General features: G+C 48.3%; 25 protein-coding genes and 4 tRNA genes. 17 read left to right on the forward strand and 12 right to left on the reverse strand.

The features are described 5' to 3' along the window. Positions 1–11: 11 nt before the first annotated feature. The 6 genes from pgsA (at position 12) to OOK74_RS05020 (ending at position 1,970) form a co-directional block, all read left to right on the forward strand. Entirely contained in the window at positions 12–569 is a 558-nt protein-coding gene (gene pgsA, locus OOK74_RS04995) for a CDP-diacylglycerol--glycerol-3-phosphate 3-phosphatidyltransferase (RefSeq protein WP_166013152.1), read from the forward strand. Between the two features lie 272 nt (positions 570–841). Beyond that, positions 842–915, forward strand: a tRNA-Cys gene (locus OOK74_RS05000). Positions 916–917: 2 nt separating this feature from the next. Further along, positions 918–993: transfer RNA gene (locus tag OOK74_RS05005), tRNA-Gly, on the forward strand. Positions 994–1,056: 63 nt separating this feature from the next. After that, a tRNA-Leu gene (locus OOK74_RS05010) sits at positions 1,057–1,143 on the forward strand. Positions 1,144–1,153: 10 nt separating this feature from the next. Next, a tRNA-Gly gene (locus OOK74_RS05015) sits at positions 1,154–1,229 on the forward strand. 351 nt (positions 1,230–1,580) lie between these two features. Beyond that, on the forward strand, positions 1,581–1,970 hold the full coding sequence (locus OOK74_RS05020; protein WP_274722002.1) for a YgiW/YdeI family stress tolerance OB fold protein: 390 nt from the start codon (positions 1,581–1,583) through the stop codon (positions 1,968–1,970). Positions 1,971–2,073: 103 nt separating this feature from the next. Here OOK74_RS05020 and OOK74_RS05025 read toward each other — a convergent pair whose 3' ends face one another. After that, positions 2,074–2,547, reverse strand: coding sequence for a peroxiredoxin (locus tag OOK74_RS05025; RefSeq protein ID WP_274722001.1), 474 nt, complete (start codon positions 2,545–2,547; stop codon positions 2,074–2,076). 312 nt (positions 2,548–2,859) lie between these two features. Next, positions 2,860–3,345 (reverse strand): GNAT family N-acetyltransferase, encoded by a 486-nt coding sequence (locus OOK74_RS05030; protein WP_274722000.1) that lies wholly within the window; start codon positions 3,343–3,345, stop codon positions 2,860–2,862. Between the two features lie 290 nt (positions 3,346–3,635). Between OOK74_RS05030 and pheS the strand changes: the two genes are divergently transcribed. From pheS to OOK74_RS05050, 4 genes are all read left to right on the forward strand, one after another. Further along, positions 3,636–4,619 carry a phenylalanine--tRNA ligase subunit alpha gene (pheS, locus tag OOK74_RS05035; protein ID WP_166013145.1) on the forward strand — a complete coding sequence of 328 codons (984 nt, stop codon included), beginning with the start codon at positions 3,636–3,638 and terminating at the stop codon, positions 4,617–4,619. A 26-nt stretch (positions 4,620–4,645) separates the two neighbouring features. After that, a complete protein-coding gene (pheT, locus tag OOK74_RS05040) occupies positions 4,646–7,033 on the forward strand; it encodes a phenylalanine--tRNA ligase subunit beta (RefSeq protein ID WP_274721999.1) in 2,388 nt (795 codons plus the stop codon). 432 nt (positions 7,034–7,465) lie between these two features. Then, positions 7,466–7,762 (forward strand): integration host factor subunit alpha, encoded by a 297-nt coding sequence (gene ihfA, locus OOK74_RS05045; protein WP_166013143.1) that lies wholly within the window; start codon positions 7,466–7,468, stop codon positions 7,760–7,762. A 156-nt stretch (positions 7,763–7,918) separates the two neighbouring features. Continuing rightward, positions 7,919–8,806 carry an IS982 family transposase gene (locus OOK74_RS05050; RefSeq protein ID WP_278183209.1) on the forward strand — a complete coding sequence of 296 codons (888 nt, stop codon included), beginning with the start codon at positions 7,919–7,921 and terminating at the stop codon, positions 8,804–8,806. Between the two features lie 52 nt (positions 8,807–8,858). Here the strand turns inward: OOK74_RS05050 and OOK74_RS05055 are convergent, their stop codons facing one another. The 7 genes from OOK74_RS05055 to OOK74_RS05085 form a co-directional block, all read right to left on the reverse strand. Then, the gene (locus OOK74_RS05055) at positions 8,859–9,638 is read right to left on the reverse strand and encodes a nucleotidyltransferase family protein (RefSeq protein WP_278183210.1); all 780 of its coding nucleotides are present in this window, start codon (positions 9,636–9,638) and stop codon (positions 8,859–8,861) included. Positions 9,639–10,025: 387 nt separating this feature from the next. Continuing rightward, positions 10,026–11,201, reverse strand: a complete 1,176-nt coding sequence (purT, locus tag OOK74_RS05060) for a phosphoribosylglycinamide formyltransferase 2 (protein ID WP_278183211.1) — start codon at positions 11,199–11,201, stop codon at positions 10,026–10,028. 199 nt (positions 11,202–11,400) lie between these two features. Next, on the reverse strand, positions 11,401–12,288 hold the full coding sequence (gene cdd / locus OOK74_RS05065; RefSeq protein ID WP_278183212.1) for a cytidine deaminase: 888 nt from the start codon (positions 12,286–12,288) through the stop codon (positions 11,401–11,403). Positions 12,289–12,522: 234 nt separating this feature from the next. Further along, positions 12,523–13,197, reverse strand: coding sequence for a CidB/LrgB family autolysis modulator (locus OOK74_RS05070; protein WP_274721995.1), 675 nt, complete (start codon positions 13,195–13,197; stop codon positions 12,523–12,525). Then, a complete protein-coding gene (locus OOK74_RS05075; protein ID WP_166013138.1) occupies positions 13,188–13,562 on the reverse strand; it encodes a CidA/LrgA family protein in 375 nt (124 codons plus the stop codon). The genes OOK74_RS05070 and OOK74_RS05075 overlap by 10 nt, the downstream gene beginning before the upstream one ends. 34 nt (positions 13,563–13,596) lie before the next feature. Then, positions 13,597–15,021: an exodeoxyribonuclease I gene (sbcB, locus tag OOK74_RS05080; protein WP_274722107.1), complete on the reverse strand. Its 1,425-nt coding sequence runs from the start codon at positions 15,019–15,021 to the stop codon at positions 13,597–13,599. Positions 15,022–15,164: 143 nt separating this feature from the next. After that, entirely contained in the window at positions 15,165–16,535 is a 1,371-nt protein-coding gene (locus tag OOK74_RS05085; protein ID WP_274721994.1) for an L-cystine transporter, read from the reverse strand. Positions 16,536–16,950: 415 nt separating this feature from the next. Here OOK74_RS05085 and cobT point away from each other — a divergent pair, with 415 nt between their 5' ends. The 7 genes from cobT to btuD all read left to right on the forward strand — a co-directional run bounded on the left by cobT (position 16,951) and on the right by btuD (position 22,993). Next, positions 16,951–17,976 (forward strand): nicotinate-nucleotide--dimethylbenzimidazole phosphoribosyltransferase, encoded by a 1,026-nt coding sequence (cobT, locus tag OOK74_RS05090; RefSeq protein ID WP_274721993.1) that lies wholly within the window; start codon positions 16,951–16,953, stop codon positions 17,974–17,976. Further along, on the forward strand, positions 17,976–18,761 hold the full coding sequence (locus OOK74_RS05095; RefSeq protein WP_274721992.1) for an adenosylcobinamide-GDP ribazoletransferase: 786 nt from the start codon (positions 17,976–17,978) through the stop codon (positions 18,759–18,761). The genes cobT and OOK74_RS05095 overlap by 1 nt, the downstream gene beginning before the upstream one ends. An 8-nt stretch (positions 18,762–18,769) precedes the next feature. Beyond that, positions 18,770–19,309 (forward strand): bifunctional adenosylcobinamide kinase/adenosylcobinamide-phosphate guanylyltransferase, encoded by a 540-nt coding sequence (gene cobU / locus OOK74_RS05100; RefSeq protein ID WP_274721991.1) that lies wholly within the window; start codon positions 18,770–18,772, stop codon positions 19,307–19,309. A 7-nt stretch (positions 19,310–19,316) separates the two neighbouring features. Next, positions 19,317–19,925, forward strand: a complete 609-nt coding sequence (locus OOK74_RS05105) for a histidine phosphatase family protein (RefSeq protein ID WP_274721990.1) — start codon at positions 19,317–19,319, stop codon at positions 19,923–19,925. A gap of 202 nt (positions 19,926–20,127) precedes the next feature. Further along, on the forward strand, positions 20,128–21,156 hold the full coding sequence (locus OOK74_RS05110) for a succinylglutamate desuccinylase (protein ID WP_274721989.1): 1,029 nt from the start codon (positions 20,128–20,130) through the stop codon (positions 21,154–21,156). 99 nt (positions 21,157–21,255) lie between these two features. Continuing rightward, on the forward strand, positions 21,256–22,251 hold the full coding sequence (btuC, locus tag OOK74_RS05115; RefSeq protein WP_274721988.1) for a vitamin B12 ABC transporter permease BtuC: 996 nt from the start codon (positions 21,256–21,258) through the stop codon (positions 22,249–22,251). After that, on the forward strand, positions 22,238–22,993 hold the full coding sequence (gene btuD / locus OOK74_RS05120; protein ID WP_274721987.1) for a vitamin B12 ABC transporter ATP-binding protein BtuD: 756 nt from the start codon (positions 22,238–22,240) through the stop codon (positions 22,991–22,993). Before btuC ends, btuD begins: the two co-directional genes overlap by 14 nt. Before the next feature lie 96 nt (positions 22,994–23,089). Here btuD and OOK74_RS05125 read toward each other — a convergent pair whose 3' ends face one another. From OOK74_RS05125 to OOK74_RS05135, 3 genes are read right to left on the reverse strand one after another with little or no spacing between them, the layout of a single operon-like run. Continuing rightward, the gene (locus OOK74_RS05125) at positions 23,090–24,073 is read right to left on the reverse strand and encodes an alpha-L-glutamate ligase-like protein (RefSeq protein ID WP_274721986.1); all 984 of its coding nucleotides are present in this window, start codon (positions 24,071–24,073) and stop codon (positions 23,090–23,092) included. Beyond that, the gene (locus OOK74_RS05130) at positions 24,073–25,581 is read right to left on the reverse strand and encodes an inactive transglutaminase family protein (protein WP_274721985.1); all 1,509 of its coding nucleotides are present in this window, start codon (positions 25,579–25,581) and stop codon (positions 24,073–24,075) included. The genes OOK74_RS05125 and OOK74_RS05130 overlap by 1 nt, the downstream gene beginning before the upstream one ends. A gap of 8 nt (positions 25,582–25,589) precedes the next feature. Further along, on the reverse strand, positions 25,590–26,324 hold the full coding sequence (locus OOK74_RS05135) for an ATP-dependent zinc protease family protein (protein WP_278183213.1): 735 nt from the start codon (positions 26,322–26,324) through the stop codon (positions 25,590–25,592). Positions 26,325–26,362 lie beyond the last annotated feature (38 nt).

The following is a 26,362-nucleotide window of genomic DNA, read 5'->3' on the forward strand; positions in this document are numbered from 1 at the left end:
GCCTATAAATTATGCGTTTTAATATTCCTAATCTTCTCTCTCTGCTCAGATTATTTTTGATCCCGGTTTTTGTCGTGATCTTCTACTTGCCTTTTGAATGGGCGCCATTTGCTGCCGCGATGGTATTTTGGGTGGCTGGATTTACCGATTGGTTAGATGGGATGTTAGCGCGAAAATTAGGTCAAACCTCGCGTTTTGGGGCGTTTATCGATCCCGTCGCGGATAAAGTGCTGGTGGCTGCGGCACTGATTTTGATCACCGAACATTACCATAACATTTGGATCACCATTCCTGCGGTTACTATGATTGCCCGTGAAATTATTATTTCGGCTCTGCGTGAATGGATGGCAGAAATCGGCAAACGCGCCAGTGTTGCGGTATCTTGGGTTGGTAAGTTTAAGACGTTAACTCAGATGTTTGCCTTGTGGGTGCTGATTTGGCGCTACGACGATTGGATGATTTGGCTTGGCTATATCGCCATTTATGTCGCGACCGCATTAACCTATTGGTCGATGGTGCAGTATTTGGCGGCAGCCAAAGATGATCTGCTTAATGAAGAGCATCACTAAAAAACGGGCGTAAGCCCGTTTTTTTATCGCATTAGTTAGTTAATGCCTATCATGCTCGATAGATCGCGTGATAGATTGAGCGGCTAACCGATTTATCTTCATAAAAAACGGACTTTTTTTGCTATTAAAGTGAGCGAATTTGATGTTTTTGCACGTTAAATAGTCAAACGATTCGAAAGGCAAAAAAATTGTATTGACTCAATAACGTGAATGCGTAGAATGCATCCCCGTAGTCAGGCAGTTATCGAAAACGAAGCGGCTTGAGTTACAGAGGCGCGTTGGCAGAGTGGCCATGCAGCGGATTGCAAATCCGTGAACCTCGGTTCGACTCCGGGACGCGCCTCCATTGCGACACTAGCTCAGTTGGTAGAGCGCAACCTTGCCAAGGTTGAGGTCACGAGTTCGAACCTCGTGTGTCGCTCCAAGTTTAATGATATGGCGTTAAGCGGTATCAAAGATGGTGTCTTCCATCGCAAAGATTTTGCGTGCCCTGGTGGTGAAATCGGTAGACACAAGGGATTTAAAATCCCTCGACTTTCGAGTCGTGCCGGTTCAAGTCCGGCCCGGGGCACCATCTCCATTTCGCGACACTAGCTCAGTTGGTAGAGCGCAACCTTGCCAAGGTTGAGGTCACGAGTTCGAACCTCGTGTGTCGCTCCAAATAAAAAACCCAGCCTAAGGCTGGGTTTTTTATTGTCATCCTAAACTACCATATTATCACCGTGGTGATTCTATTTGTTAATCGGCTAAATTACCTATAAAAAATGAGCAGAGAGAATAGCTCTACGCTGCCTATTGGAGTTTAGGTTTGCCGTATGGGGTGGCAATCCATGGTTAGAAGCCAAGCAGATAACTATATTGCTGATATTCACTTTATGGATCATTATGAATGATAAAGCCTCATCAATATCCGATAGGTAGCTCTCTTCATAACCGCTTCATGTGACATTTGATATGATATTCGCTATGCATTCGTTGCCAAAGCGGTACCTGTTAACAGAGGAGATCCAAATGAACAAGATTAGCTTGAGCTGTTTAGCCATTGGATTGGCATTGAGTGCCGTTACTAGCCACGCAGGATTCCAGCCAACGACTGGCGAATCGCCGTTACAAGGCGGCTTTCAAGGCCCCAGTGCACAGCAAATCATTCGAGATGTAGTGAGTGCGCTTAATGCCAGTGATGATACGAAAGTTGAATTGATAGGGCATATAATCTCTTCAAGTGGCCACGATGATTATATTTTTCGTGATGCAACAGGGGAGATCAAAGTGGAAATTGATGATGATCTTTGGCGAGGGAAAACGGTTACCCCACAAACTCAAGTAATAATTCGAGGTGAGGTGGATAAAGATTGGTCTGAAGTGACGATTGATACTGACTTCATTGACATTATTCAATAAATCTAGACAAGTAGCCAAACGGATGCCCATTGGCTACTTTTTGATTGCTCAGTAACCTCGATATTCAGTTAGCTAAGCGCATAGATGGGGATATAGTGCTTGTTTACAACTGGGCTAACACTACTTCAGCTTTACTGACTTCAAACGATTTCGGTGCTTCAACATTGAGTAGCGTGACAACACCATCATCAATGATCATCGCATAGCGTTGTGAACGCACACCGCCAAAACCAGCGGTCTCCATCTCTAAGCCGAGTGCTTTAGTAAAGCTTGCATCACCATCAGCCAGCATCATCAATTCAGAAGCATTATGCGTTTCTCCCCATGCATGCATCACAAAGGCATCATTCACCGCTACACAGGCAATAATATCGACACCTTTAGCTTTAAATTGATCGGCGAGTACCACATAACCAGGTAGATGCTCTTCAGAGCAAGTTGGGGTAAAAGCACCAGGCACGGCAAACAGTACCACTTTTTTGCCAGCAAACAGTTCGGTGACTTGATGCTGAATCACCCCCTGTTTGGTAAGTTGGCTTAAGGTTGCCGCAGGTAATTTTTGATGTTGAGCAATCATATCTCTTCCTTTAGTTAGCGTATTATTAGCCTAATAGAGGCCGAAACTGGCTTGCTTCGACCCTTTGCCATCATTAGTAAAACAAGGGTATAGATTCAGGTTCAAACTTATTGCCGTTGAATAGTCCGTCTTACTCCACCTAGTCTTGGTATTATGCACTGGACATATTAAGCGTAGACCAATTCCCTGCCGTACGGCGGGCTTTATCATAGACCATGACCCCAGCTAGGCAGTTGCACGAAATGATGAGCACAGACGTTGTTTTTCGACCTTAAAGTGACCAGGACCGAGTCGCTATCGGTTTAACGTTGCTTAGCGTAGCGATTTAAACATCCAGACATCGCAGCCGTTATGCACACTCCCAACCAGAGGTTGAGATAAATGTTCAAAGCCAAGTTGTTGGTAGAGCCTGATGGCTTGAGTCATGCAAGAAAGCGTATCTAGATAACATGCGGCATAATTTTGCTGTTTGGCAAAATTCAAACAGTGCTCACTGAGCGCTCGTCCGACACCCTGTCCACGCACAGTCGGCAGTAGAAAAAGCTTTTTCAATTCACAAACATTAGTATCTTGAGCAAAAGCAGCAATCCCACCACCACCGACCACGATTCCATTCAGCAGCGCCACAAAATAAGCGCTGCGTTTTTGTACATGATAGTGTTGGCTCATGGCGAGCACTTCGGCATCCGATGGACCAAAGCCTTCACCAATTGCACCAAACTCCGCGCCTACTGTTTGGATAATTTGACAAATAACGCCATCAAATTCTGGGCGGATAGGGACAATTTCCAGCGTCATGAACAGATTCCTTGAGATGATTTTTTACATACTGATGAGGTTTTTTAACAGGTCTGAATAGGTTGTCAATTCTTCTACTTTAGCCAAACAGAAGTAAGTGCATGAATAATGCACCAATAATGCATACAGCACAGATTTCAATTTGGCTTTAATCCTCGCTTTCGGTACTATGTACAGCTATTTGAAAACCCCAACAATCCCTTACGGTGACACTCTATTGATGGTCTTGCCACCATCAAAGACCCACTCGGGCTCCTAAAGGAAACTGCTGATTGGCAGACGAGGAAACGATGCAACATCTACAAGAGATTATTGCTAATGCGACTACTGCGGCGAATGCTGCACAGTCGCTGGTCGCACTCGATGAAGTGCGTGTTCAGTATCTGGGCAAAAAAGGTGAGTTAACCTTACAATTGCAAAGTCTGGGCAAACTACCACCGGAAGAGCGCCGTACGGCAGGCCAAGAAATTAACGTGGCGAAAGAAGCGGTGCAAAAAGCACTAGCTGAGCGCAAAGATGCGCTGCAACGCGCTGAGCTGGAAGCTAAATTAGCGGCTGAAACCATCGACGTGACTCTGCCGGGTCGCCGCATTGAAAATGGCGGTTTGCACCCAGTGACTCGTACAATCGAGCGGATTGAAAGCTTCTTTGGTGAGCTTGGCTTTACGGTTGAGTCTGGCCCTGAAATTGAAGATGATTTCCATAACTTCGATGCACTGAACATTGCCTCCGATCACCCAGCACGTACCGATCACGATACTTTCTTCTTCAATCCGAAGCTGATGCTGCGTACCCACACTTCTGGCGTGCAAATTCGCACCATGGAAGAGCGTCAACCGCCACTGCGTTTCATCGCACCGGGCCGAGTTTACCGTAACGACTACGATCAAACCCATACCCCAATGTTCCACCAAGTGGAAGGTATGCTGGTTGATGAAAACGTCAACTTCGCACAGTTGAAAGGCATCCTGCATGACTTCCTGTGTAACTTCTTCGAAGAAGATCTGGAAGTGCGTTTCCGTCCTTCTTACTTCCCGTTCACCGAACCTTCAGCGGAAGTGGATGTGAAAGGCAAAAACGGCAAATGGCTAGAAGTGCTAGGCTGCGGTATGGTGCATCCAAATGTACTGCGTAGTGTAGGCATCGACCCTGAGAAATACTCAGGCTTCGCGTTTGGCATGGGCGTTGAGCGTTTAACTATGCTCCGTTACGGCGTGAATGACCTGCGTGCATTCTTTGAAAACGATCTGCGTTTCCTAAAACAGTTCAAGTAATTCAGGGTTCCCAAGAGGTATAGACAATGAAATTCAGCGAATCATGGCTTCGTGAGTGGGTTAACCCAGCAATTACCACTGACGAATTAACCCACCAAATTACAATGGCGGGTCTGGAAGTGGACGACGTACTGGCAGTGGCTGGTGTGTTCGATGGCGTAAAAGTGGGTCACGTGGTGGAGTGTGCTCAGCACCCTGATGCCGACAAACTACGCGTAACCAAAGTCGATGTCGGTGAAGCAGAGCTGCTGGACATCGTGTGTGGTGCGGCTAACTGTCGCCAAGGTCTGAAAGTTGCCGTTGCAACTGTAGGCGCGACCCTGCCCGGCGATTTCAAAATTAAGAAAGCCAAACTGCGTGGCCAACCGTCACACGGTATGCTCTGCTCATTCTCTGAGCTAGGTATTGATGTTGAATCGAACGGCATTATGGAACTGGCGGAAAATGCACCGATTGGGATGGATTTTCGCGATTTTCTGTCACTGAATGATGTGACGATCGATGTGGATTTGACCTCTAACCGTGCGGATTGTTTCAGCCTGCGTGGTCTGGCTCGCGAAGTGGGCGTACTCAACCGTGCTGATGTGACTGAACCTGCGGTGAACGCGATGGCGGCGACCATTAAAGATGCGATCGCGATTGACGTGCAAGCGCCTGCGGCGTGCCCACGCTACCTTGGTCGTATCGTGAAGAAGGTTAACGTTCAAGCGTCAACCCCATTGTGGATGCAAGAAAAACTGCGTCGCTGTGGCATTCGCTCGATCGACCCTGTGGTTGATATCACCAACTTTGTGATGTTAGAGCAAGGCCAACCGATGCACGCGTTTGATCTGGCCAAGATTGAAGGCGGAATTGTAGTACGTCTGGCTGAACAAGATGAAGCGCTGACGTTACTTGACGGCTCACAAGCCAAACTCAACGCCGATACGCTAGTGATCGCCGATCAACAAAAAGCATTGGCGATTGCCGGTGTGTTTGGTGGCGAACATTCTGGTGTGAGCAGCGAAACTCAAGATGTATTGCTGGAGTGTGCGTTCTTCGCACCCGATCACATCCGTGGTCGTGCTCGTAGCTACGGCTTGCATACCGATTCTTCTATGCGTTTTGAGCGTGGTGTGGATTATGCACTGCAACACACTGCAATGGAGCGCGCGACACAGCTATTAGTTGAGATCTGTGGTGGTGAAGTGGCTCCAGTGGTCACCGCTGAGTCTGAGGCCGATTTACCTAAACCAAACCAAGTGGCACTGCGTCGTAGCAAACTTGATCAACTGCTAGGTCATGTGATTCCTGATGCGGACGTGGTAGAGATCCTTGAGCGTTTAGGCATGAAGGTTGAAACCGGTTCAGAAGGTTGGCAAGCGACTGCGCCAACTTGGCGTTTTGATATTGCGATCGAGCAAGATCTGGTGGAAGAAGTTGGCCGTATCTATGGTTACAACAACATTCCTAACCAAGCACCTATCGCGGCGTTGAACATGAACCTGCACAACGAAGCGAAATTACCGCTGAAGCGTGTGCGCGATTTGCTGGTTGACCGTGGTTACCATGAAGCGATCACTTATAGCTTTGTGGAGCCTGAGCAGCAAAAACTGGTGGTACCGGGTATTGATGCGTTGATCCTGCCGAACCCAATTTCTGCTGAAATGTCGGCGATGCGTTTGAGCCTGATCCAAGGTCTGCTCAATACTGTGGTGCATAACCAAAAGCGTCAGCAACCTCGTGTTCGTCTGTTTGAATACGGTCTGCGTTTTATTCCTGATGCGGCGGCTGAAAACGGCATGCGCCAAGAGCCAATGCTGGCAGGGGTCATTTCTGGCGCTCGTGGTGAAGAGCACTGGAATATGGAAACCGCGACAGTGGATTTCTTCGATCTGAAGGGCGATCTGGAAGCGGTGCTTGAACTGACCGCGAAAGGCAAAGCCTACAGCTTCGCGGCCACTTCGCATCCTGCACTGCATCCTGGCCAAGCGGCAGCGATTATGGTCGATGGTCAAGCTGTCGGCGTGATTGGTACGGTTCACCCAGAACTTGAGCGTAAGTTTGGCCTTAACGGTCGTACTATCGTATTTGAGATTGAGTGGAATGCGATCAACACTCGCGTGATCCCAGAAGCGGCAGCGATTTCTAAGTTCCCGGCCAACCGCCGTGATATCGCGTTGGTGGTCGATGGCAATATTGCTTCTGGCGAAATTGTTGAGGCATGTCGTGTTGCTGGCGGTGAGTTGCTGCAAGAGGCCAAATTGTTTGACGTTTACGTAGGTAAAGGGGTTGCCGAAGGTAATAAGAGCCTCGCTATCGCACTGACTCTACAATCGGTTGAACGTACGCTTGAAGAAGCGGATATTGCTGCGGCGGTTGAAGCGATTGTGCAAGCGGTATCGGCTCAGTTTGGTGCGGCGCTGCGCGACTAAACGTAAGCCACTTGTGCTGAATAAGATAAGACAGGCTCCTAGGAGCCTGTTTTTTATCATGGCAATGTGCAACTTTGCCAACAACCTCCTGATTTTTAGATGAAACTCAGAAAAAATTTTTGGCGTATCGGTAAAAATTATCTACGCTAAATAGGGATGAGGATTGGAAATCTATTTTAGTGATAATGATGTAAATAACTAAAAATGCAGATTTTTTTATACTTATCACTTAAGAGAGAGTAAGTGATTTGTGGAAAGGGTGGTCGGTTGTGGCTTTTTGAATCGCTGAGTGTGTAATAAAAAAGTTGGCGAAAATCAGAAGGTTGGCATACACTTTCACTGTTCGGCAATTAGGTGATTGATTGGCCGAGCAAAATTGCTTTGGCGCTGCCAACCAGCAGCAAGGTTTAACTTAGCTTTGAGGGAAGTTTTATGGCGCTCACAAAGGCCGAATTAGCTGAAGCCCTGTTCGAAAAGCTCGGCATGAGCAAGCGGGATGCCAAGGATACGGTTGAAGTGTTTTTTGAAGAAATTCGTAAAGCACTAGAAAGTGGCGAACAGGTAAAACTCTCCGGTTTTGGTAATTTTGACCTACGAGATAAAAATGAACGTCCGGGTCGAAACCCAAAAACGGGTGAAGATATTCCGATTACCGCTCGACGTGTCGTAACGTTCCGCCCAGGGCAAAAATTGAAAGCCCGTGTCGAGAACATCAAGATCGAACAATAAGACCGAGCAAACAAGAGACCACGCTTATGCGTGGTCTTTTTGCTTTAGGTCGATTCTACTTAACCTGAACTCGGGATAAAAATAGGCGGGAACTAAAAGCTGGCTCTGCGATCAGATCTTTCGACCAAGAAGGAAATCATCGCAGAGGAGCCAGCTATGAAAAAGTTAACCGACTTATTTTGCCATGTCGACGATTTTTGTCAGGCTTTTCTTCCCCAGTGGCAAAAACTTCAACTAGAGTGCGGTGAGCGCAAGCGAAACCGTAAAGGACGCATGTCTGAAAGTGAAATAATGACCATCATTATTGCTTTTCATATGTCACATCAGCGTGATTTCAAGAACTTCTATCTTGGTATTATCCACCGATACCATAAAAGTGAATTCCCGACATTGCTGAGTTACACACGCTTTCTTGAAGTGATGCCTTCTGTGCTTGTCCCTCTCAGCTCATTCTTTACTCATGTGAAAGGAGAACCAACAGGTATTGAGTTTATTGACTCTACCAGCATTAAGGTTTGCCATAATCTACGTATCCCAAGACACAAAGTGTTTAAAGGGACGGCCACAAGAGGTAAAGGCACGATGGGCTGGTTTTATGGCTTTAAACTTCACATCATCACCAATCACCTTGGTGATATAGTTGCAGCGAAACTCACGCCAGCCAATACCGATGATAGAAAGCCCGTTCGTGAGCTATCTAAAGGGCTACTCGACAAACTTTATGCAGATAAAGGCTATATCAGTAAAGCGCTCACCGAAGATTTAAAAGATGATGGAATTACGCTAATCACAACCCATCGAAAAAACATGCTGCCAAAAGTTCTTGCCGCTTGGGATAGGGCGATGTTGTCGAAACGCTTCATTATCGAGACCATCAATGACCAATTGAAAAACATATCTCAGATTGAACATTCTCGTCATCGGAGCTTACATGGTTTTATGTTGAACTTGCTTGGCGGCTTAATTGCTTACTGTCTAAAACCAGAAAAGCCATCACTCAACATCACCAATACTGAAAAGTCTGGCTTGAGGGCAATGGCTTAAACCGATCTCAGGTTACTTAAGCCGTTCGTCTGACAGTCTGCGGCTACTTGAATTAAGCCGCTTGAATATGGGTGGTGATGTAAGGTTGCCACGCTTGTTGGTACAAATCACGTGAGATACCACGTATTTTGTTGATCTGCGCTTGTTCCCACTCCGTTACAGGGCGCTGTTGTTGGCGAGCGGTGCGTTCAATATGTTGGATCTGCTCATACAACTGATGTTCTGCACCATTTTTCACCTTAGCAATCGCCGCTAAATGAAATTGCACTTCAGCGATAATCTGGGTTTTTGGTAGTTGAACCAGTACGTTGAGATCACGATAGCCCGATTCGACCGGGTGTTTAAAGCGGTTTTTGACTCGTACAATTGTGGCCGATCGACTGAGTGTTTCATAAGCGTTGACTAAGCTGGCAATATCATTCGCGACAATGGTTGCCCGAGCTAAATCGGTGATCCGCTCGACTTGGCCATCCAACTCTAGGGTGACTTTTTCTAATGCCCGTTGGCGAGATTTCGCTCCCGCAAAATAGGCTTGGGTATTAGTGAGTAACACCGTGCTTTTGCACAGCGTTTCTAATTCCAGCTGTGCTTGGTGTGCTTTGCTATAAAGTACATCGAAATCCTGATAAGGCTGAACTAGCGGATAGCTTTGGCTGGTGATGCCATACAAACCACTGAGGCTGTGGCGAAAGAGTGTCGAGCTGACTTCATTTTGCTGTGACTCCTCATGGTTATCTGGGCTTGAGGTTGAAATTAATGGCATGGCTGCCATTGCTGGAGCTCGGCTGAGCAATAAAAGCATAAGTGCCGTGGTACGGAACAATAAACTCATTCACTCTCCTTAGTTTGCGCTGTTGGGTTAAAAAATGGACCGAAAAGGGGGGCCTGACAGAGCAATTAAAGTGGTTACTGGTTTGGGTTATCTTGCTGTTACCTATGTTATTCAATGGGGGTGGGGGATGATTTTTACAACTCACGTCTGATCGGAAGCGAGTAGTTGATCACACTCAGATCACCAATAAATCATTTTCTAATCAGTATTGTTTGAGACTGTACATGATTAATCGAGTTCAAACTCGAAGAGTAAATAAATGTAACCGGTAAGCGGGCGCCAGGGATTTTGAGATTGAGAGGGGAGTGACAGGTTGGTTTGCTGGGGATGAAAACGCGCGCTGTTTGATCAGCGCACGTTGGGTATGGTATGAAGCTGCGAGTTTAATTAGTAATCGATCTTGATCGCTTTTGCGCATTCAATCGCGCGCTCGATGGCTTGTTGAGTGGTTTTAGCCCGACTCAGCGCTACTCCTAAACGGCGACGACCGGCAATGTCTGGTTTGCCAAACAAACGCACTTGGGTGTGCGGCACGCTTAATGCCTCATCTAATCCGCTAAACTGAATATTGTCTGATTGGCCGTTACCCAGAATCGCCGCTGAAGCGGCTGGGCCATACTGTACGATTTGGCCAACCGGCAAGCCAGTAAAAGCTCGCACATGCAAGGCAAATTCAGACAACTCTTGAGAAATCAGCGTTACCATTCCGGTATCATGTGGGCGCGGTGAAACTTCATTGAAGATGACTTTATCGCCTTTAATAAACAGCTCAACACCAAATAATCCATAGCCACCCAGCGCGTTGACGATCTGCTCAGCAATGTATTCTGCCGCTTTAATTGCGTTTTCCGACATTTGCTGTGGTTGCCAAGATTCGCGGTAGTCCCCCTCTTCTTGACGATGACCAATCGGGGCACAAAAATGCACGCCATCGACCGCGCGAACTGTGAGCAGCGCGATTTCGTAATCAAAATCGACAAAACCTTCGACAATCACCCGGCCTGCGCCAGTGCGTCCACCTTGTTGGGCACACTGCCAAGCGGCTTCAATTTGCTCTGGCGTATGGATCACGCTTTGTCCTTTGCCTGAAGAGCTCATCACTGGCTTGCAGACGCAAGGGAAACCAATCGCTTCAACGGCACTGACAAAACTTGGATAGCTATCAGCGAATTGATAAGGGGAAGTGGGTAGCGCGAGCTCTTCTGCGGCTAAACGACGGATACCTTCACGGTTCATAGTGAGTAACGTCGCCTGCGCGCTGGGTACGACATTTAAGCCTTGCGCTTCTAATTCGACCAATTTACTGGTGGCAATCGCTTCAATTTCAGGCACGACAAAGTGCGGTTTCTCTAGATCGATCACTTGCTGTAGTGCATCGGCGTCGAGCATATCGAACACATGGCTGCGATGGGCGACCTGCATGGCAGGTGCATCGGCGTAACGATCACAGGCGATGACTTCGAGGCCTAGGCGTTGGCACTCAATGGCAACTTCTTTGCCCAGTTCTCCAGAGCCAAGTAAAAGTACTCGTGTTGCGTTATCCCGAGTAGCAGTCCCAAACATAGACAATCCTTATAATCATTCAGTCACATTAGCAAAAACAGCGGCCATCATACTGGAACGAAATGCAAAAGAAAACGTTTGCTTCCCGCTGTAGCCCGCCAGATTAACCATTAATCGCGTCAAGTTGATGACAGTTTTATGGCGAAAACGGTGGGTGAGCCGTTTGCAAAAAAAAGAGGCGGATCGCCTCTTCAGATGATTAGAGTGATAAGTAGGCGAGAGGAATGTCGGGATTCAGCACTTCTAGGGTGGCTTGGGTATCAGCGAGATGGCTAATTTTACCGTTGCAGCTTTCTACTAGGGCGGCCGCTTGGATCTCTGCAAAAGATTCACCATTGAGCATCAGTTGTGCTAACGCGACTTGTAGTGGCGGCAAGCTTGGGTTGAACGCCGCATTTTCCGCATAAGCCCCTAAGAATACACGACCATTGCGCATGTGTAGGGCGACTCCACTCAAGTTGTGGGTATAAGGCGAGTGGCTACGGTTCATTGCGCGCACCGCGTGTTGGATCAGCTCATCATCATCGTTACAGCTTTGGCCGTGATTGATGGGAGCCATCAAACCATCTTGAATGCCTAAATCGGCTGGACCAAATGATTCAGGCAGATATTGTTGTAAGCTTTTTGCCGCACGGTTGGGTAATTGAATATTGAGCGATGCTGCCGTGGTGAGCTCATTCATAAACTGGCGGCAGTGTCCACAAGGGCTAAAGTTGATGGTGATGTCCGCTACTCCCGTTTCACCTTGCATCCACGCGTGGCTGATCGCGCATTGTTCGGCATGCACCGTTTGGCCTAATTGGGTGCCAGTAAATTCCATATTGGCGCCCAAATACAGACGCCCAGAAACGCCGCGCACGATAGCACCGACATAGAATTCAGAGATGGGTGCGTAAGAGTAAGCGGCCGCCAGTGGAAGCAGCGCAATGCGCAGATCGGCATCTTCTAGCCCAGAGAGGGTTAACAGTTGTTGATACTGCTCGACAGAGAAAGTGGCACCAAAATCCTCGGCGAATACCAATTCACGTAGATATGGGGCAAAAGAAGCCGGCATTGTTTGTAATGCTTGCTCAATACGGTCTCTCATTTTGATTCCTTTTGGTTACATGGCTACTTATTTTAGGCAATATCAGATTTAATAAGGTGATAAAAGTCACACCTAATAATGTAATTTTACCAATAATTACATTATTAGAGTGAGGTCACGCGAATGAGGTCGATTCACGAACGTTGTGGGCGGGTATTTGGTTGCTAACCCTAGTTAGCGATCGGTGTTATTAGCCAGTGCTATCGCAACGAGAGTTTTGTTGCAACCACAGATCTATTGCAACCACAGAGCCAAAGCAAACAGGCTTGGGGCTAATAGCGAAGTAATAATGCCGCATACCACCAGTGCCAATGAGCTAAAGGCGGCATCACGCGGATCTTTTTCTGCGCAGCTCGCGGTACCTAACGCGTGTGATACCGTGCCCATGGTCAGCCCCTTAGCAATCGGGTGAGTAATGTTGAGCAGTTGGTAAATCGGATAAGCGAGGATTGCGCCAAATAACCCAACCAGAAGCACTAAAATGGCCGCAATAGCCGGCTCGCCCCCTAATTGACGAGTCACTTCCATCGCGATCGGAGTGGTGACCGATTTGCCCATTAATGCGGCGATCAGTTGACTATCTGCGCCCATACTAACTGCAATCACACTGGTGGTGATCATCGACATCACACTGCCTACGCCACAGGCAAAGGTGATAATTCGCCAGTTGGCGCGAATTTGTGGTAGCTGCTCATACAGTGGGTATGCCAAAGCCACCACGGCCGGTTGCAGTAAATAACTCAGCCACTGGTTGTCGGCGTAGTAGGTGTCAAACGGCACATCAAGATAAGTCAACAACGGGATCAGCAGACCAATGCTGATCAGTAACGGATTGGCTAATGGTGTATTGCATTTTTGCGCTACCCAGCGCGCGCTAAAAAAGACCAGTAGGGTGACAATCAACCACATGATTTTTTTCCCTTCTTGAGTAGACGATCGAGTAGCAGACCTAGCGTGACCATCACCAATAATGTGCCACCAATCGCACCGGCTAAAATTGGAGCGATATTGGCGACTAAAGTATCGAAATGTACCATTAAACCAACGCTGATCGGCACGAACAGCAGGATCATATAGCGAATAAATAAGCTGGCACTCGGTTTAACCCATTCTACCGGCACTAAGCCGCTGGCCATCAGAGCAAATAAAATCAGTAAGCCTAAGATACTGCTAGGAATAGCAATGCCGAGCCAAGTTTGTAAATGGACGCCGGCAAGCAGACAGAGGAAAATCAGTCCCATCGAGACCACGTATTGCGCGATTGTTTTCAGCATGGTTCACATCAGCAAGTAAAAAATAAACGTTAAGTTAATAAGCCAGTCGTTCAACGTAATGGTAAACCGATTTTAGAATTGCCATTTTCTTTTGGTCAGCTTGATGTTCAAGAACTAAGTTTTCCAAATTAAGCATATAACTCTCAAGATGGCGTTCGAAATAGTCGCGGCAATGTGCTGCCCAGCGACGTTGTTCACTATCATTTAACGTTTGTGGATAATGGCGTGCGCGATAGCGAAAGAGCAGGGGCTCGATGCGTTTATCGGCCACGCGAATCGCTAAACTAGCGAGATAGTCGGGGTCGGTGGTGCGGATGATCTCCATTGCGGCGCGATCGGCGGGTGAGAAGAATCCATCGTACAGCTGGCTATCCACATCTTGTGCTTGGCTAAACTCCCGTGATTGACTAAATACGTTGACCAATTTTTCACGAATTTCAGGATGCTGACGGATCAACTGCAAATGGGCCAGACATTGGGCGCGATCAATACCGATCTGCTCGGCATTCTCTGCGGTTAGGGTTTTGGCCGGCGCGAGGATTGGGCACTTATTAAGATGCACCAGTTTCACCGGCACTGGCTGTTCATCGGCGGCTAAATCTTCATAACGAGTATAAAGACGATCGTGCAAGGTTTCCGCATCCAGATCGAAGAGTGGCTGAGGATCTTTGGCCAAATCGACCACAATGACTGCATTTTGGTTGGTGGGATGCCAAGCAATCGGCACAATCCAACTGGTGTATTGACGCTCACGCCCCAGCATGCCGGAAACATGCATCAGTGGAGTTTGATTTACAATATCAATCAATTCGGTCAGTTTACGCTTGTGGCGCATGGTGAAAAAATACTCAAACAGCTTCGGCTGGGCCGCTTTAATTTTTTTGGCCAACTCAATGGTGGCCAGCACATCGGCCATTGCATCGTGCGCGTTGCTGTGTTCTATGCCATTGGCCACTGAAAGGTGCTCCAACTTAAAGCTGGTAAAGCCTTGCTCATTTTCCGGCCAGACGATCCCATCTGGGCGCAATGCGTGACAAGCGCGCATCACATCAAGCAGATCCCAGCGCGAGTTACCGTGCTGCCAGCTCCAGGCATAAGGGTCAATAAAGTTGCGATAGCAAGTATAGCGAGTCACTTCATCATCAAAACGGATGCTGTTATAGCCAAGGCTAATGGTATTTGGCGTGGAGAGCTCCGCGTGGATCCGTGCAATAAATTCCGGTTCAGGCAAACCTTGCTGGTTAGCGGTTTGTGGGGTAATGCCAGTGATCAGCGCCGCTTCTGGGCCAGGTAAATAATCATTCGGCAATTGACAGTAAATTACCAGCGGCTCGCCAATGATGTTGAAATCCATATCGGTTCGAACACCGGCAAACTGACTAGGACGATCTTGCGCGGGATTAACTCCCCAAGTCTCATAATCGAGGAAGAAAAAAGTGGGTTGGTGTTCTTGCTGCATGTGGCTGACCAAATCGCGAAAGGTGCGGTTATTAGACCATCCTGTCTCTGACATAGCAATTGCTGCTCGGGGCTTGCGGCGGATTTGTGGTTTTTTATCATCAAAAAGCCGATGCAGGGCATCGGCTTGAATAGAAGGGCAATTTAGGCTTGTTGAGTTTGTGGCTCACTTGACGTGGTTTGCTTGAGCAAACGGCTAGTGACTGTGCCTGCGGTCATCGAGCCAGAGACGTTAAGTGCAGTACGCGCCATATCAATCAGCGGTTCGATAGAGATCAGCAGCGCGGCAATCGTTACTGGTAAGCCCATGGCTGGCAACACAATCAGAGCGGCGAAGGTTGCACCGCCACCGACCCCAGCGATACCAAATGAGCTAATGGTGATCATCGCGATCAGTGATAGCATAAAATGAATATCAAGTGGGTTGATGCCTACGGTTGGGGCGACCATTACCGCCAACATGGCAGGATAAATCCCAGCACAGCCATTTTGACCAATTGTGGCACCAAATGACGCAGAAAGGTTCGCAATCGCGGGTGGCACGTTCAGTTTGGTGATTTGTGCTTCCACATTAAGTGGAATGGTCGCAGCTGAACTGCGTGAGGTGAACGCGAAGGTCAGCACTGGCCAGATGTTTTTAAAGTAAACCGTTGGGTTGACGCCAACCAGCCCGACCAGTAGGCCATGTACCACAAACATCAGTGCAATCGCCACATAGGAGGCGACGATAAAGCCGAGCAGACTGAGAATATCTGCCGCACTGGATGTCGCCACTACTTTAGCCATTAGTGCGGCAATCCCGTAAGGGGTCAGCGCCATGATCATTTTCACTAGACGCATCACAATCGCTTGTGCCGCTTCGACAAAAGTACGAATTGGGGTGGCGAGCTCTTGTTTATCGGCAATCACTTTACGTGCCGCAATACCGGTCAGCACTCCAAAGATCACCACCGCGATAATAGACGTCGAACGCGCACCGGTTAAATCGGCAAACGGGTTGGTGGGTATAAAGCTGACCAGCAGTTGTGGAATGGTGAGATCCGCCACACTGGATACGCGGCTTTCTAAAACGGCAATCCGCGCGGTTTCACGACTACCGGTAATCAGCCCTTCAGCGGTTAGGCCGAAAGCTTGGGTGATCACAATACCGATCAAGGCTGAAATCGCTGTGGTGATCAGCAAAATACCAATCGTTAAACCAGAAATTTTGCCAAGTGAACCATTTTTATCTAGGCGTACCACCGCCGAAATCATCGAAACCAGCACCAGTGGCATGATGACCATTTTCAGCAAACCGACATAGCCATCGCCGACAATGCCAATCCAAGACAGAGTCTCTTGAATGGCCAAATGGCCTTCACCTAGAATTACTTGTAGAGCCAAACCAAAGGCACTACCAAGCATTAAACCGAATAAAACTTGACGAGAAAGAGTGGCTGATTTTTTTTGCAGCCCAAACAGAAACAGCAATAAACCTGCGAAAATCACCAGCGCAGCGAGAGTAATCACCGACATCATATAATCCTTATTGGCAGGGATGGCATGCTTGATCAAGCTCAACGCCACCATCCTAAATGAGAACACTTGTCAGCAATATAGCGATCACTATCACAAAAATAAACGCAGAAAAAATCATGTGTTATAACTAATCGTTATCAAACATCGAGATTTGATTAATCTCAAATCAGTCTGCACGCACTTTGTGTGATTGGTGGTGTTTTTGTGAGCGATTGACTCATGAGTCGCAATAAAACTAGCCCCCAAATGCATTATCCGAGAGCAACTTGCGCAATCAATCGACGTCGTTGATGGCTAATTGATTGGGACGTGCTGGTCAGTTAAAGCATGTGAAGGTTTTGGCTTTGTGGTGTAGAGCGAGTAGACTGTGCCAACTCTTTCTCATGCCTCAAAAAGACGTAAGGACACCCACATGCTAGATCGCTCATTCAGCGCCGAAATCCAACAACGGATTGATCAAAAAACCAAACCGCTTGGTGCGTTAGGTCAACTTGAACGCGTTGCTCATCAACTGGCTTTAATCCAAAGTCAAAATAAGCCGCATGTGGTCACCCAGCTTGAAATTTGCCAACCGACCGTGTTGGTGTTTGCCGCCGATCACGGTATTGCGGCGCAAGGGGTCAGTATTGCACCGAGTGCGGTGACCGAGCAAATGGTGAGTAATTTCCTTGCCGGTGGCGCTGCGATCAACTGTTTTTGTCGAACCGAGCAAGCCGCGTTACGGGTGGTTGATTGTGGCATTTTGCGCGAGCAGCCTGCCCATCCTGCTTTGATTGAACAGCGTCTTGGTGCCGGTACGCACAATTTTGCGGAACAAGCGGCGATGAGTGCGCAGCAAGTGGCAATCGGGTTAGAACTTGGTAACGCCTTGATTGAGCGTGAAGTGGCTGCGGGTTGTAACGTATTGATGTTTGGTGAAATGGGCATTGGCAATACCAGTAGCGCGGCGGCGATTTTGGCGGCACTTTCTGGGCTACCACTTGAGGTGTGTGTCGGACGTGGAACTGGAATTAGCGATGCTCAGTTTAAGCGCAAATTGCAGTTGGTCGGCGAAGGCGCTAGCCGCTGTTTAGGGGCGTCACCCCACGAGGTGTTATGCCAAGTTGGTGGCTTCGAAATTGTACAGATGGTGGGGGCTTTTCTTGGCGCTTATCAAAAGCAAACCCCTGTATTGATGGATGGTTTTATTGTTACGGTAGCAGCTTATGTAGCGACCTTAATTGAGCCGAACCTGCGTGATTATTTGTTGTTTGCCCACAGTTCGCAAGAAACGGGTCATCGGGCGGTATTGCAATTACTCGGCGCTGAGCCACTGCTTGATTTAGGCTTACGCTTAGGTGAAGGTACCGGCGCCGTGCTGGCGCTGAGTCTAGTGCGTGCGGCGGTGGAGTTTTATAACCATATGGCCAGTTTTGCTGACGCGGGAGTGACGGTGTAATGGCAGCTATCTTTCGTTATCAACTGGAACTTTTTTTGCTGGCAGTGAGTTTTTTTTCACGCTTACCAGTACCCGTAAATTTGCCCTATAGCAGTCAGCGAATGAATCAGGCTGGGCGTTATTTTGCTTTGGTTGGATTGCTGTTAGGTGGGCTGTGCGCCGTGATTTATTCTCTGGCGACGCAACTTTTTTCAACCAATATTAGTGTGTTTCTAACCATCGTTTTCAGCCTATTGCTGACGGGAGCATTCCATGAAGATGGTTTAGCCGATATGGCGGACGGTGTTGGCGGCGGGATGACTACTGAACGTCGTTTAGCGATCATGAAAGATAGCCGGATTGGGACATACGGAGCCAGTGCGCTATTGATGGTATTGCTGGGTAAATATGTACTGCTGACTGAGTTGGCGGATTTGACCGCTTTAACCCCGGTTTGGCTGCTGGCTTATACCTTAAGCCGCACAGTAGCGGCTTCACTGATCCACAATACACCGTATGTTTCGGATACTGACAGCAGTAAAAGTAAACCACTGGCTCAGCAGCAGTCGGCTAGTGATGTGGCGATATTAGTATTGAGTGCATTGGTAGTATTGCTGTGGTTCTCTTGGCCAGTGATCTGGAGCATGATTGCATTTAGCTTGGTTTTTCGCCTGTTGTTTCGCCACTGGCTACTTAAACGGTTAGGCGGTTTTACTGGCGATTGTCTCGGTGCGGCACAGCAATTGATGGAAATTAGCATCTATTTAATATTGCTGGCTTTCTTGCAGCACGAGTGGCTGATTTAGGAGGCGAGATGAGTGTGCATTTGATTTTAGGTGGCGCGCGCAGTGGCAAATCTGGCTACGCCGAGCAGTTAGCTCGGCAAACGGCGCATTCGCACTCGGCCACTTTGCATTATGTGGCGACCGCCACCGCCCTAGATGCTGAAATGAGTGCGCGTATTGCGCATCATCAAGCTCGGCGTACGGCTGAGTGGGTTGAGCATGAAGTACCGCTCAAGCTCGCGGAGGTTTTGTTGCAATTTACCGCCGACGATGTGGTGCTGGTGGATTGTTTGACCTTGTGGCTCAACAATGTGCTGTTTGAGTATCAAGCCACGTTGACTCATGCGTTATTAGAACAGCAGATTGAGCAATTACTGGCGGCTTTGGCACACAGTCCAGCGAAAATTATATTGGTCAGTAATGAAGTGGGGATGGGTGTGGTGCCGATGGGGGAATTGACGCGCCTGTTTGTCGATCATGCTGGCTGGATGAATCAGAAAATTGCCGCGTTAGCCAATGCGGTGACTTTTGTGGTGGCGGGATTGCCCCAGCGTTTAAAAGAGGAGTGAGCCAACCATGATTCGAATTTGGTTGCTGCGCCATGGTAAAACGGAAGGCGTCGCTGCGTTGAATGGAGTGACCGATGTCGCAGTGCCCGGTTCAGTGCAGCAGCAAATTGCCGCGCAGGTGGTGGCGTTACCTTTTGCTCGGGTGATCAGCTCGCCTTTACGCCGCTGTGCCGAGTTAGCACAACACATTCAACAAGCTCGTCCAGAGATCCGTCTCGATTTCGATCCCCAACTGCAAGAGCTCAATTTTGGCCAGTTTGATGGTCAGAGTTTTAGCCAATTAGCCAGTGCATGGCCATTATTGGAAGCTTTTTGGCAAGATCCGGCTCAGCATACTTTGCCGCAAGCTGAATCGTTAGCCGACGCTTATCAACGTGTCACCCAAGCATGGCTGCAATGGCTAGCTCAATTAGACCGCGATACGCTGATTATCTGCCATGCTGGTACTATCCGCTTGATTTTGGCTCAAGTGTTAGGTGTCGATTGGCGCAATCCTCACTGGTACAGTCGACTCAATATTCCTTATCAATCGGTGACTGAACTGACGGTGTATCGCGGCGAGCCACCAGTGGTGTGTGTCAATCGGATCGGTAGCCCGCTTAGTCAGCCATTATAAAGCCGGTTGAATATAGAGTGTCACCCTTGATAAATGCTAGAATTTGTCACCTTGTCGCAGCCATCTTGCTGATTATAAAAAGGATCGGCTAGCGCTTGTTTTCATCAATCGATCGTCAATCGTGAGTGATAAGTGGGATCGCCTTGGCATAAATTGCTCGCACGATTTCTTAACATACCGCTGTGCAATAAAGGAGTAGCGCATGACGAAATCCCTCTTTCGCCAATCTTTTCTTCTCGACAGCTTAGATGTTGATCATCCGATGCTGGCGCAGTCAGTGACGACGGCACAAGGTGTGACCTTGCAACTGCATCAACCTGGCGTGTTGGAAGTGATCCCGGCCGAGCAGGATCAACAGACTCAGCACATTGTGATCTGCGCTGCACTACATGGCGATGATGCCGCTCCGATCGAGCTGATGGATAAATGGCTGGAAGATATTCAGAGTGGATTTCAAGTGGTGACGGAGCGCTGCCTGTTTATCTTGGCCCATCCACTGGCCATTCAACGTCAGGTGCGCTTTATTGATCAGGATCTTAATCAATTATTTGATGAACAAGCACACGCCGCGAGCTGCGAACTGGCGATTGCCGAAACGTTAAAGGCGCGGCTTAAGTCATTTTTTCAAGGGACAGAGCCTAGCTCGCGTTGGCATTTTGATCTGCAATGTGCCAGTCGCGACTCGAAGCACTATTCCTTTGCTATCAGCCCTAAGTCGCGTCATGCAGTGCGCAGTCGCCGTTTGCTGCAGTTTATCGAGCACGCTCATATTGATGCGGTCATGTTATCTAATGCACCTTCTAACCGTTTTAGCTGCTATTCAGCCGAGCAATTTGCCGCGCAAGCATTGACTTTAGAGTTAGGGCAGGTCACGCGTTTAGGTGAGCATTCGTTGCACAAGTTGGTCGCATTTGATTTAGCCGTGCGTGATCTGATAGCACGCCACGCCCCTGAGCATTTGCCACGCAAAACGGTGATGTATCGCGTGAGTCGCACGATTGTGCGTTTGCATGAAAACTTTACTTTTCGATTTAATGAGAATGTCGAGAATTTCACCACGTTTATGCACGGTGAAGTGTTTGGTTATGATGGGGATAAACCCTTGATGGCTAAAAATGAAGGGGAGGCGATTGTGTTCCCTGATCCTCATGTGGCGATCGGTCAAGCGGCAGCATTGATGGTTTGCAAAGTAAATGCGCGTTATGAGGATGACCAACTGGTGTACGACTGACCCATCGTTTGATCTTGATGAATACCTTGGTATGAACTCCTTTCTATTTAAATGGCTTAACGGTAAGGTTAGGCCATTCTTTTTGCTATGAATGACAAGATGGATTTTCATCGATTACTCCAACAAAAACACCAGCGCTGGCGACGCAGCGGTTATTGGCTATGCGGATTTCTTTTCGTGCTGTGTACGGTTTATCTGCTGGTGGGCGAGCTGTGGCTATCGCCATTTTCTACTTGGTCGCCTTTAGAGCAGCAATTGGTATGGCAACTGCGCTTACCTCGTTTATTAGCAGCGGCAGTGATCGGCGGCTGTTTGGCTATCGCTGGTGCGACGTTACAAGTCCTACTTGGTAATGTGCTGGCTGAACCGGGCGTGATTGGGGTTTCCGGTGGTGCCAGTGTGGCGATGGTGATCTTGCTGCTATTTTTCCCAACGTTAAATTCGCCGCTGGCGTTTATGCTCGCTGCGGTGTGCGGGGCGCTACTGTTTACTTTGCTGTTAGTGAGCATGGCGCGCAAACTGCGCCTCACCACCGCGAGATTACTGTTAGTCGGGGTGGCATTAGGGATTTTATCTGGCGCGGTGGTGACTTGGGCATTCTACTTTAGTGATGATTTAGGTTTGCGCCAATTAATGTACTGGTTAATGGGCAGTGTCGCGGGGGTGAGTTGGTATCAACATTTACTCTCCTTGCTTGCACTTCCGGTGCTGGTGTGGCTTGCGCTCCAAGGTGGCGTATTGGATAAACTGATGCTTGGCGAAGGGCATGCCAAGCAGTTAGGGGTGGATATTCATCGTATCCGCTGGCGGTTAATTCTTGCGATTGCCTTACTGATTGGCGCGGCCGTTGCGCTCGGGGGCGTGATCGGTTTTGTTGGTTTGGTGGTGCCGCATTTACTGCGCTTAACCCTTGGCTCAGAAAATCGTTTACTACTGCCGATGTCGGCATTGTGTGGCGCGTTGTTACTGATCAGTGCCGATTTAGTGGCGCGTTTGGCATTGAGCAGTGGTGAATTGCCGCTCGGGGTGGTCACGACCACTTTAGGTGCGCCGATTTTTATCTGGATGTTGGTAAAAAATCATGATTCGTGTTGAAAGTTTGCAGGTTGATGCTCGTCTATTGCCACTTTCACTGCACATTAACGCCGGTGAAATTTGGCATGTGGTTGGCCCTAATGGCAGTGGTAAAAGTACCTTGCTTGCCGCCTTAGCCGGTATGATCCCTTTTGCGGGTTCAATTCAGATTGATGGGCTGTCCGTCGGCAATGCCAGCTTAGCGGAATTGGCACGCTATCGCGCTTATCTGGCACAAAATGATAAACCCAGCTTTCAATTGCAGGTATTTCAATATCTAGCGCTGTCGATCCCAGCAGGGATGACGATCGACAGTCCTGAGGTTGCTGGTGAAATTGAGCAGATCAGCCGCCTGCTCGATATTGACGATAAACTGCATCGTTCGATTCATCAGCTCTCGGGCGGTGAGTGGCAGCGAGTGCGTTTAGCAGGCAGCTGTTTACAGGTTGCGCCGCGTTTAAATTCGGCCGCACGGCTTTTGATCTGGGATGAGCCCGCCGCAGCACTTGATATTGCGCAAGAGAGTTTGTTATATCGCTTAATCGCGCACATGGCCGAGCAGGGCTTAACCGTTGTCATGGCTAATCATGATCTTAATCGGACCTTGCGCCACGCTGATCAGGTATTACTGCTCGGTAATGGCGTGCTCCATCGTGCGGGTCAGGCTAATGAAGTATTGCAGCCAGCAATCCTGCAAGCGGTATTTGGCACCACGATTCGTCGCGCTGAGCTGGCGGGAGAGGCTTATTTATTATTTGATTAATTGTTTGATTGCTTGAACGCGCCCCACCACCTTCTTAGTGACTAAAAGTATCCCTTCATGACTAAGAAGGTGGCGGGTTGTGTACTCAGAGTTGGGTTAATCAAGCGATTGAACCGCAAATTTACGCACCGAATAAGCGACACGTTCAGCCGGTGTTGGGTAAATCAACGAAGAGCCTAAGTTTTCGATATGTTGCAGACGAGGCAGTAAACCTGCGCCATTGGCAATTTGAATGGCGAGCCCCGGCCGAGCATTGAGTTCCAGTACCATCGGGCCTTCGGTTTTATCCAGTACCATATCGGTGCCGATATAACCTAAACCGGTCATTTCCCAAGCGCTGGCGGCTAAGGTGAGTAACCGTTCCCACTGGGGTACGACTAAGGTTGAAAGCAATTTGCCGGTATCCGGATGATGGGTCACGGGCTTATTAAATTGCACTGCGCGTACCGCTTTACCAGTGGCAATATCAAGACCAACCCCAACCGCACCTTGGTGCAAATTCGCTTTACCATCGGAAACCGAGGTGGAAAGACGCATCATCGCCATCACAGGGTAGCCTTTAAATACGATAATTCGCACATCTGGCACCCCTTCGTAGCTAAAGCCTTCAAAACAGTCATCAAACTGGATCAGATTTTCGACCAGTGCTACATCATTTTTGCCGCCCAGCGAGAACAATCCGGCTAACGCATTACTGATATGCCGTTCGACATCTTGCTGATTGATGGTAGCACCGGAGGGTTTGGTATAAACCCCATCTTGATGTGAAGTCACCACCAAAATGCCTTTGCCGCCACTGCCACGTGCTGGCTTAATTACAAAGCCAGGCCAGTTTTTGACCATTTGATGAATGCGTGGAACTTCCGCTTGATTGGTGATCACACCAATCAATTTGGGTACGGTACATCCGGCCCGTTGGGCAATCAGTTTAGTCTGGAGTTTATCATCCACTAATGGGTATTTAGAACGGTCATTATAACGGCCAATATAAGCGTGATTACGCTTATTCATGCCCATAATCCCTTTACGGCGTAACTTAAAAGGGGAGGTATAGTCCGAGAGTGAAAATGAAAACCACATTATTTCTCCTCCACCAAGGGTTTGAAGCGGCGGAGTTCAGAAATCCGATAGCCAGTATAAGTGCCGAGCAGCAAGATCGCCGCTAACACCACCAATTGTAAGCCAATGAAGTTAAAGGTTAAGTGCTGTACATAGGCGTTGGTCATGGCTAAGTAGATCAAAATCGAAGTGAACAGTGAGCCGCCACCTTGTAATAGGACCTCTTTTGCTCCTTCTTCTTCCCATAGGATCGACATTCGTTCAATGGTCCACGACAAAATAATCATCGGGAAGAACGTGATGGTTAAGCCTTCGGTGAGCCCAAGTTTAAACGCCATCACGGTAAACACCGAAATAATCAAAATTACCGTGATGATCACCGCCGAAATCCGGGCAACCAGCAACAAATTAAGCTTGGAAAGGTAACTGCGAATAATCAGCCCGGTGCCGACAATCAGCAAAAAGCCAACAATCCCAGTGGTGAGTTGAGTTTGTACAAAGGCAACCGCGATCAACACTGGCATGAAAGTGCCAGAGGTTTTGAGTCCGACAATCACGCGTAGAAACACCACAATCAATGCACCAATCGGGATCAACATGATGGTTTTGAACATCGCTTGCTCTTCCAGTGGCAAGCTATGAATCGATAAATTCAGTAGACCATCGGCTTCGACTTTACTGTTGGTGGCTTGTTGTGGTGCTACCGTTTGCGCCAGCATACTGAACATGACTTGGCTGTTTTGACCACCGACTACATCGAGCAGTGAAACGTTTGATTCATCCCAAACTAATAGATTAGGGTGAGTCGGTTGGGTGCCCGTTTCTGGGTTAAACAACATCCACGCACTGCCGTCCCATACCTCATTCATATGCTGAATGGTTTGGCGGCGGCGGCCATCTTCCAACTGGATCACCCCGACCACTTTATTGGGCACTTGCGCGTATGACAGCAGTTTTTGCGCCGCTTCCACTTTGCTCATTTTATTGAGCAGTAGCGAGGCATTTTGGCTTTCGGCATCATTGAGCCCTTTAATTAACTCGCGAGCAAAAGTGATGTGATCGGCTGAACGTTGAGTTGCATTGGCAATCAATGCGATCGCCGCGGATTCTTCAGGCCCATCAAACGTCGGTTTGACGATCTCTTGAGTCGGGGGGATTTGTAGCGCTTTGGATTGTGGGTCAACCAAAAACTGCGCTTTATAGTAGATGGTTTGTGGGCCGCTGGCTTGACGAATCGACCACTCGACTCGGCGTCCTGAATCGGTGTTGAGGTAAGAGATGCCATAACCAGGTGATGAAGCGGTTTCATTGATCAGTGTGTAGCCTTCTTGGGTTAGCGGAGCGGCTAACGAGACCTTCGCTTCTTTGCCTTGTGCGGCAAATTCAATTCGCGCTTCAATATCCCATACTTGGCGAGTTTCGCCAGGGACCCAAGGTACGCCATAATCTTGATGGCGTAAGAGACTGAGCGTGATGCCCACCGTAAACAGTAGCAACACAGAAATATAAAAAGGGATTTTCGAAGTCATTGCTGCGCCTATTTGTTTTCACCATGAATATACTTACGACTGACATCGACAACCGCGATATCACGGATAAACTCGCGACCGAGTAGTACGGGATTGGTCATTTGGGTTCGGTCAGCGAGGGTAAATTGGGCTTTCTCATGGATCGAACCGAGTTTAACCCACAGTTCAACCACCGCACGGCGCTCGGTGCTTTCATTGGTCGATTGACGAATTCGCACATAACGCAATACTGGCGCTTCAATCCAGTTACTGTCAGTTTTTGGGGTTTTCTCATCGGCGAGGTGGAAACGCACCCAGTTTTTGCCATTGCGTTCAAACTCTTCAATATCGACCGCGTTCAGAGAGGAGGTTGCGGCACCAGTATCGATTCGCGCATCAAAGCTCTGTTTGATGGTCTCAATGGTTACACTTTCAATTTCGCCAAGTACGACGTCGTGTAGTGGGGTGGTGGATATGGTATTCGGTTGATTCGCGGGTTTGGCGACTGGCGTTCGTTTTGGCGCTGGCGGCGGCAATTTAATTTGGCTGACTTGCGTTTTCAGCTCATTGATTTGCAGTTCAAGATTTTCAATATATTGGTTTTGGAGACCCATTTGCGATTCTAACTGGGTGATGGTTTGGGTCAAATTGGTTTCGGAGCTTTGAATCGCGGCGAGAGTGGCTTGATGGTATTGCTCGCCACTAGTAAGGGTACAGCCAGAAAGCAGACTCAATGCGGCAAAGGGTGCAATTCGCTTAAACATATGCGACCTTATTTATTGTCTAATCAATGTACAGATAA

The organism is Vibrio misgurnus (genome assembly GCF_029635775.1).
Classification (GTDB): Bacteria; Pseudomonadota; Gammaproteobacteria; order Enterobacterales; family Vibrionaceae; genus Vibrio; species Vibrio chanodichtyis.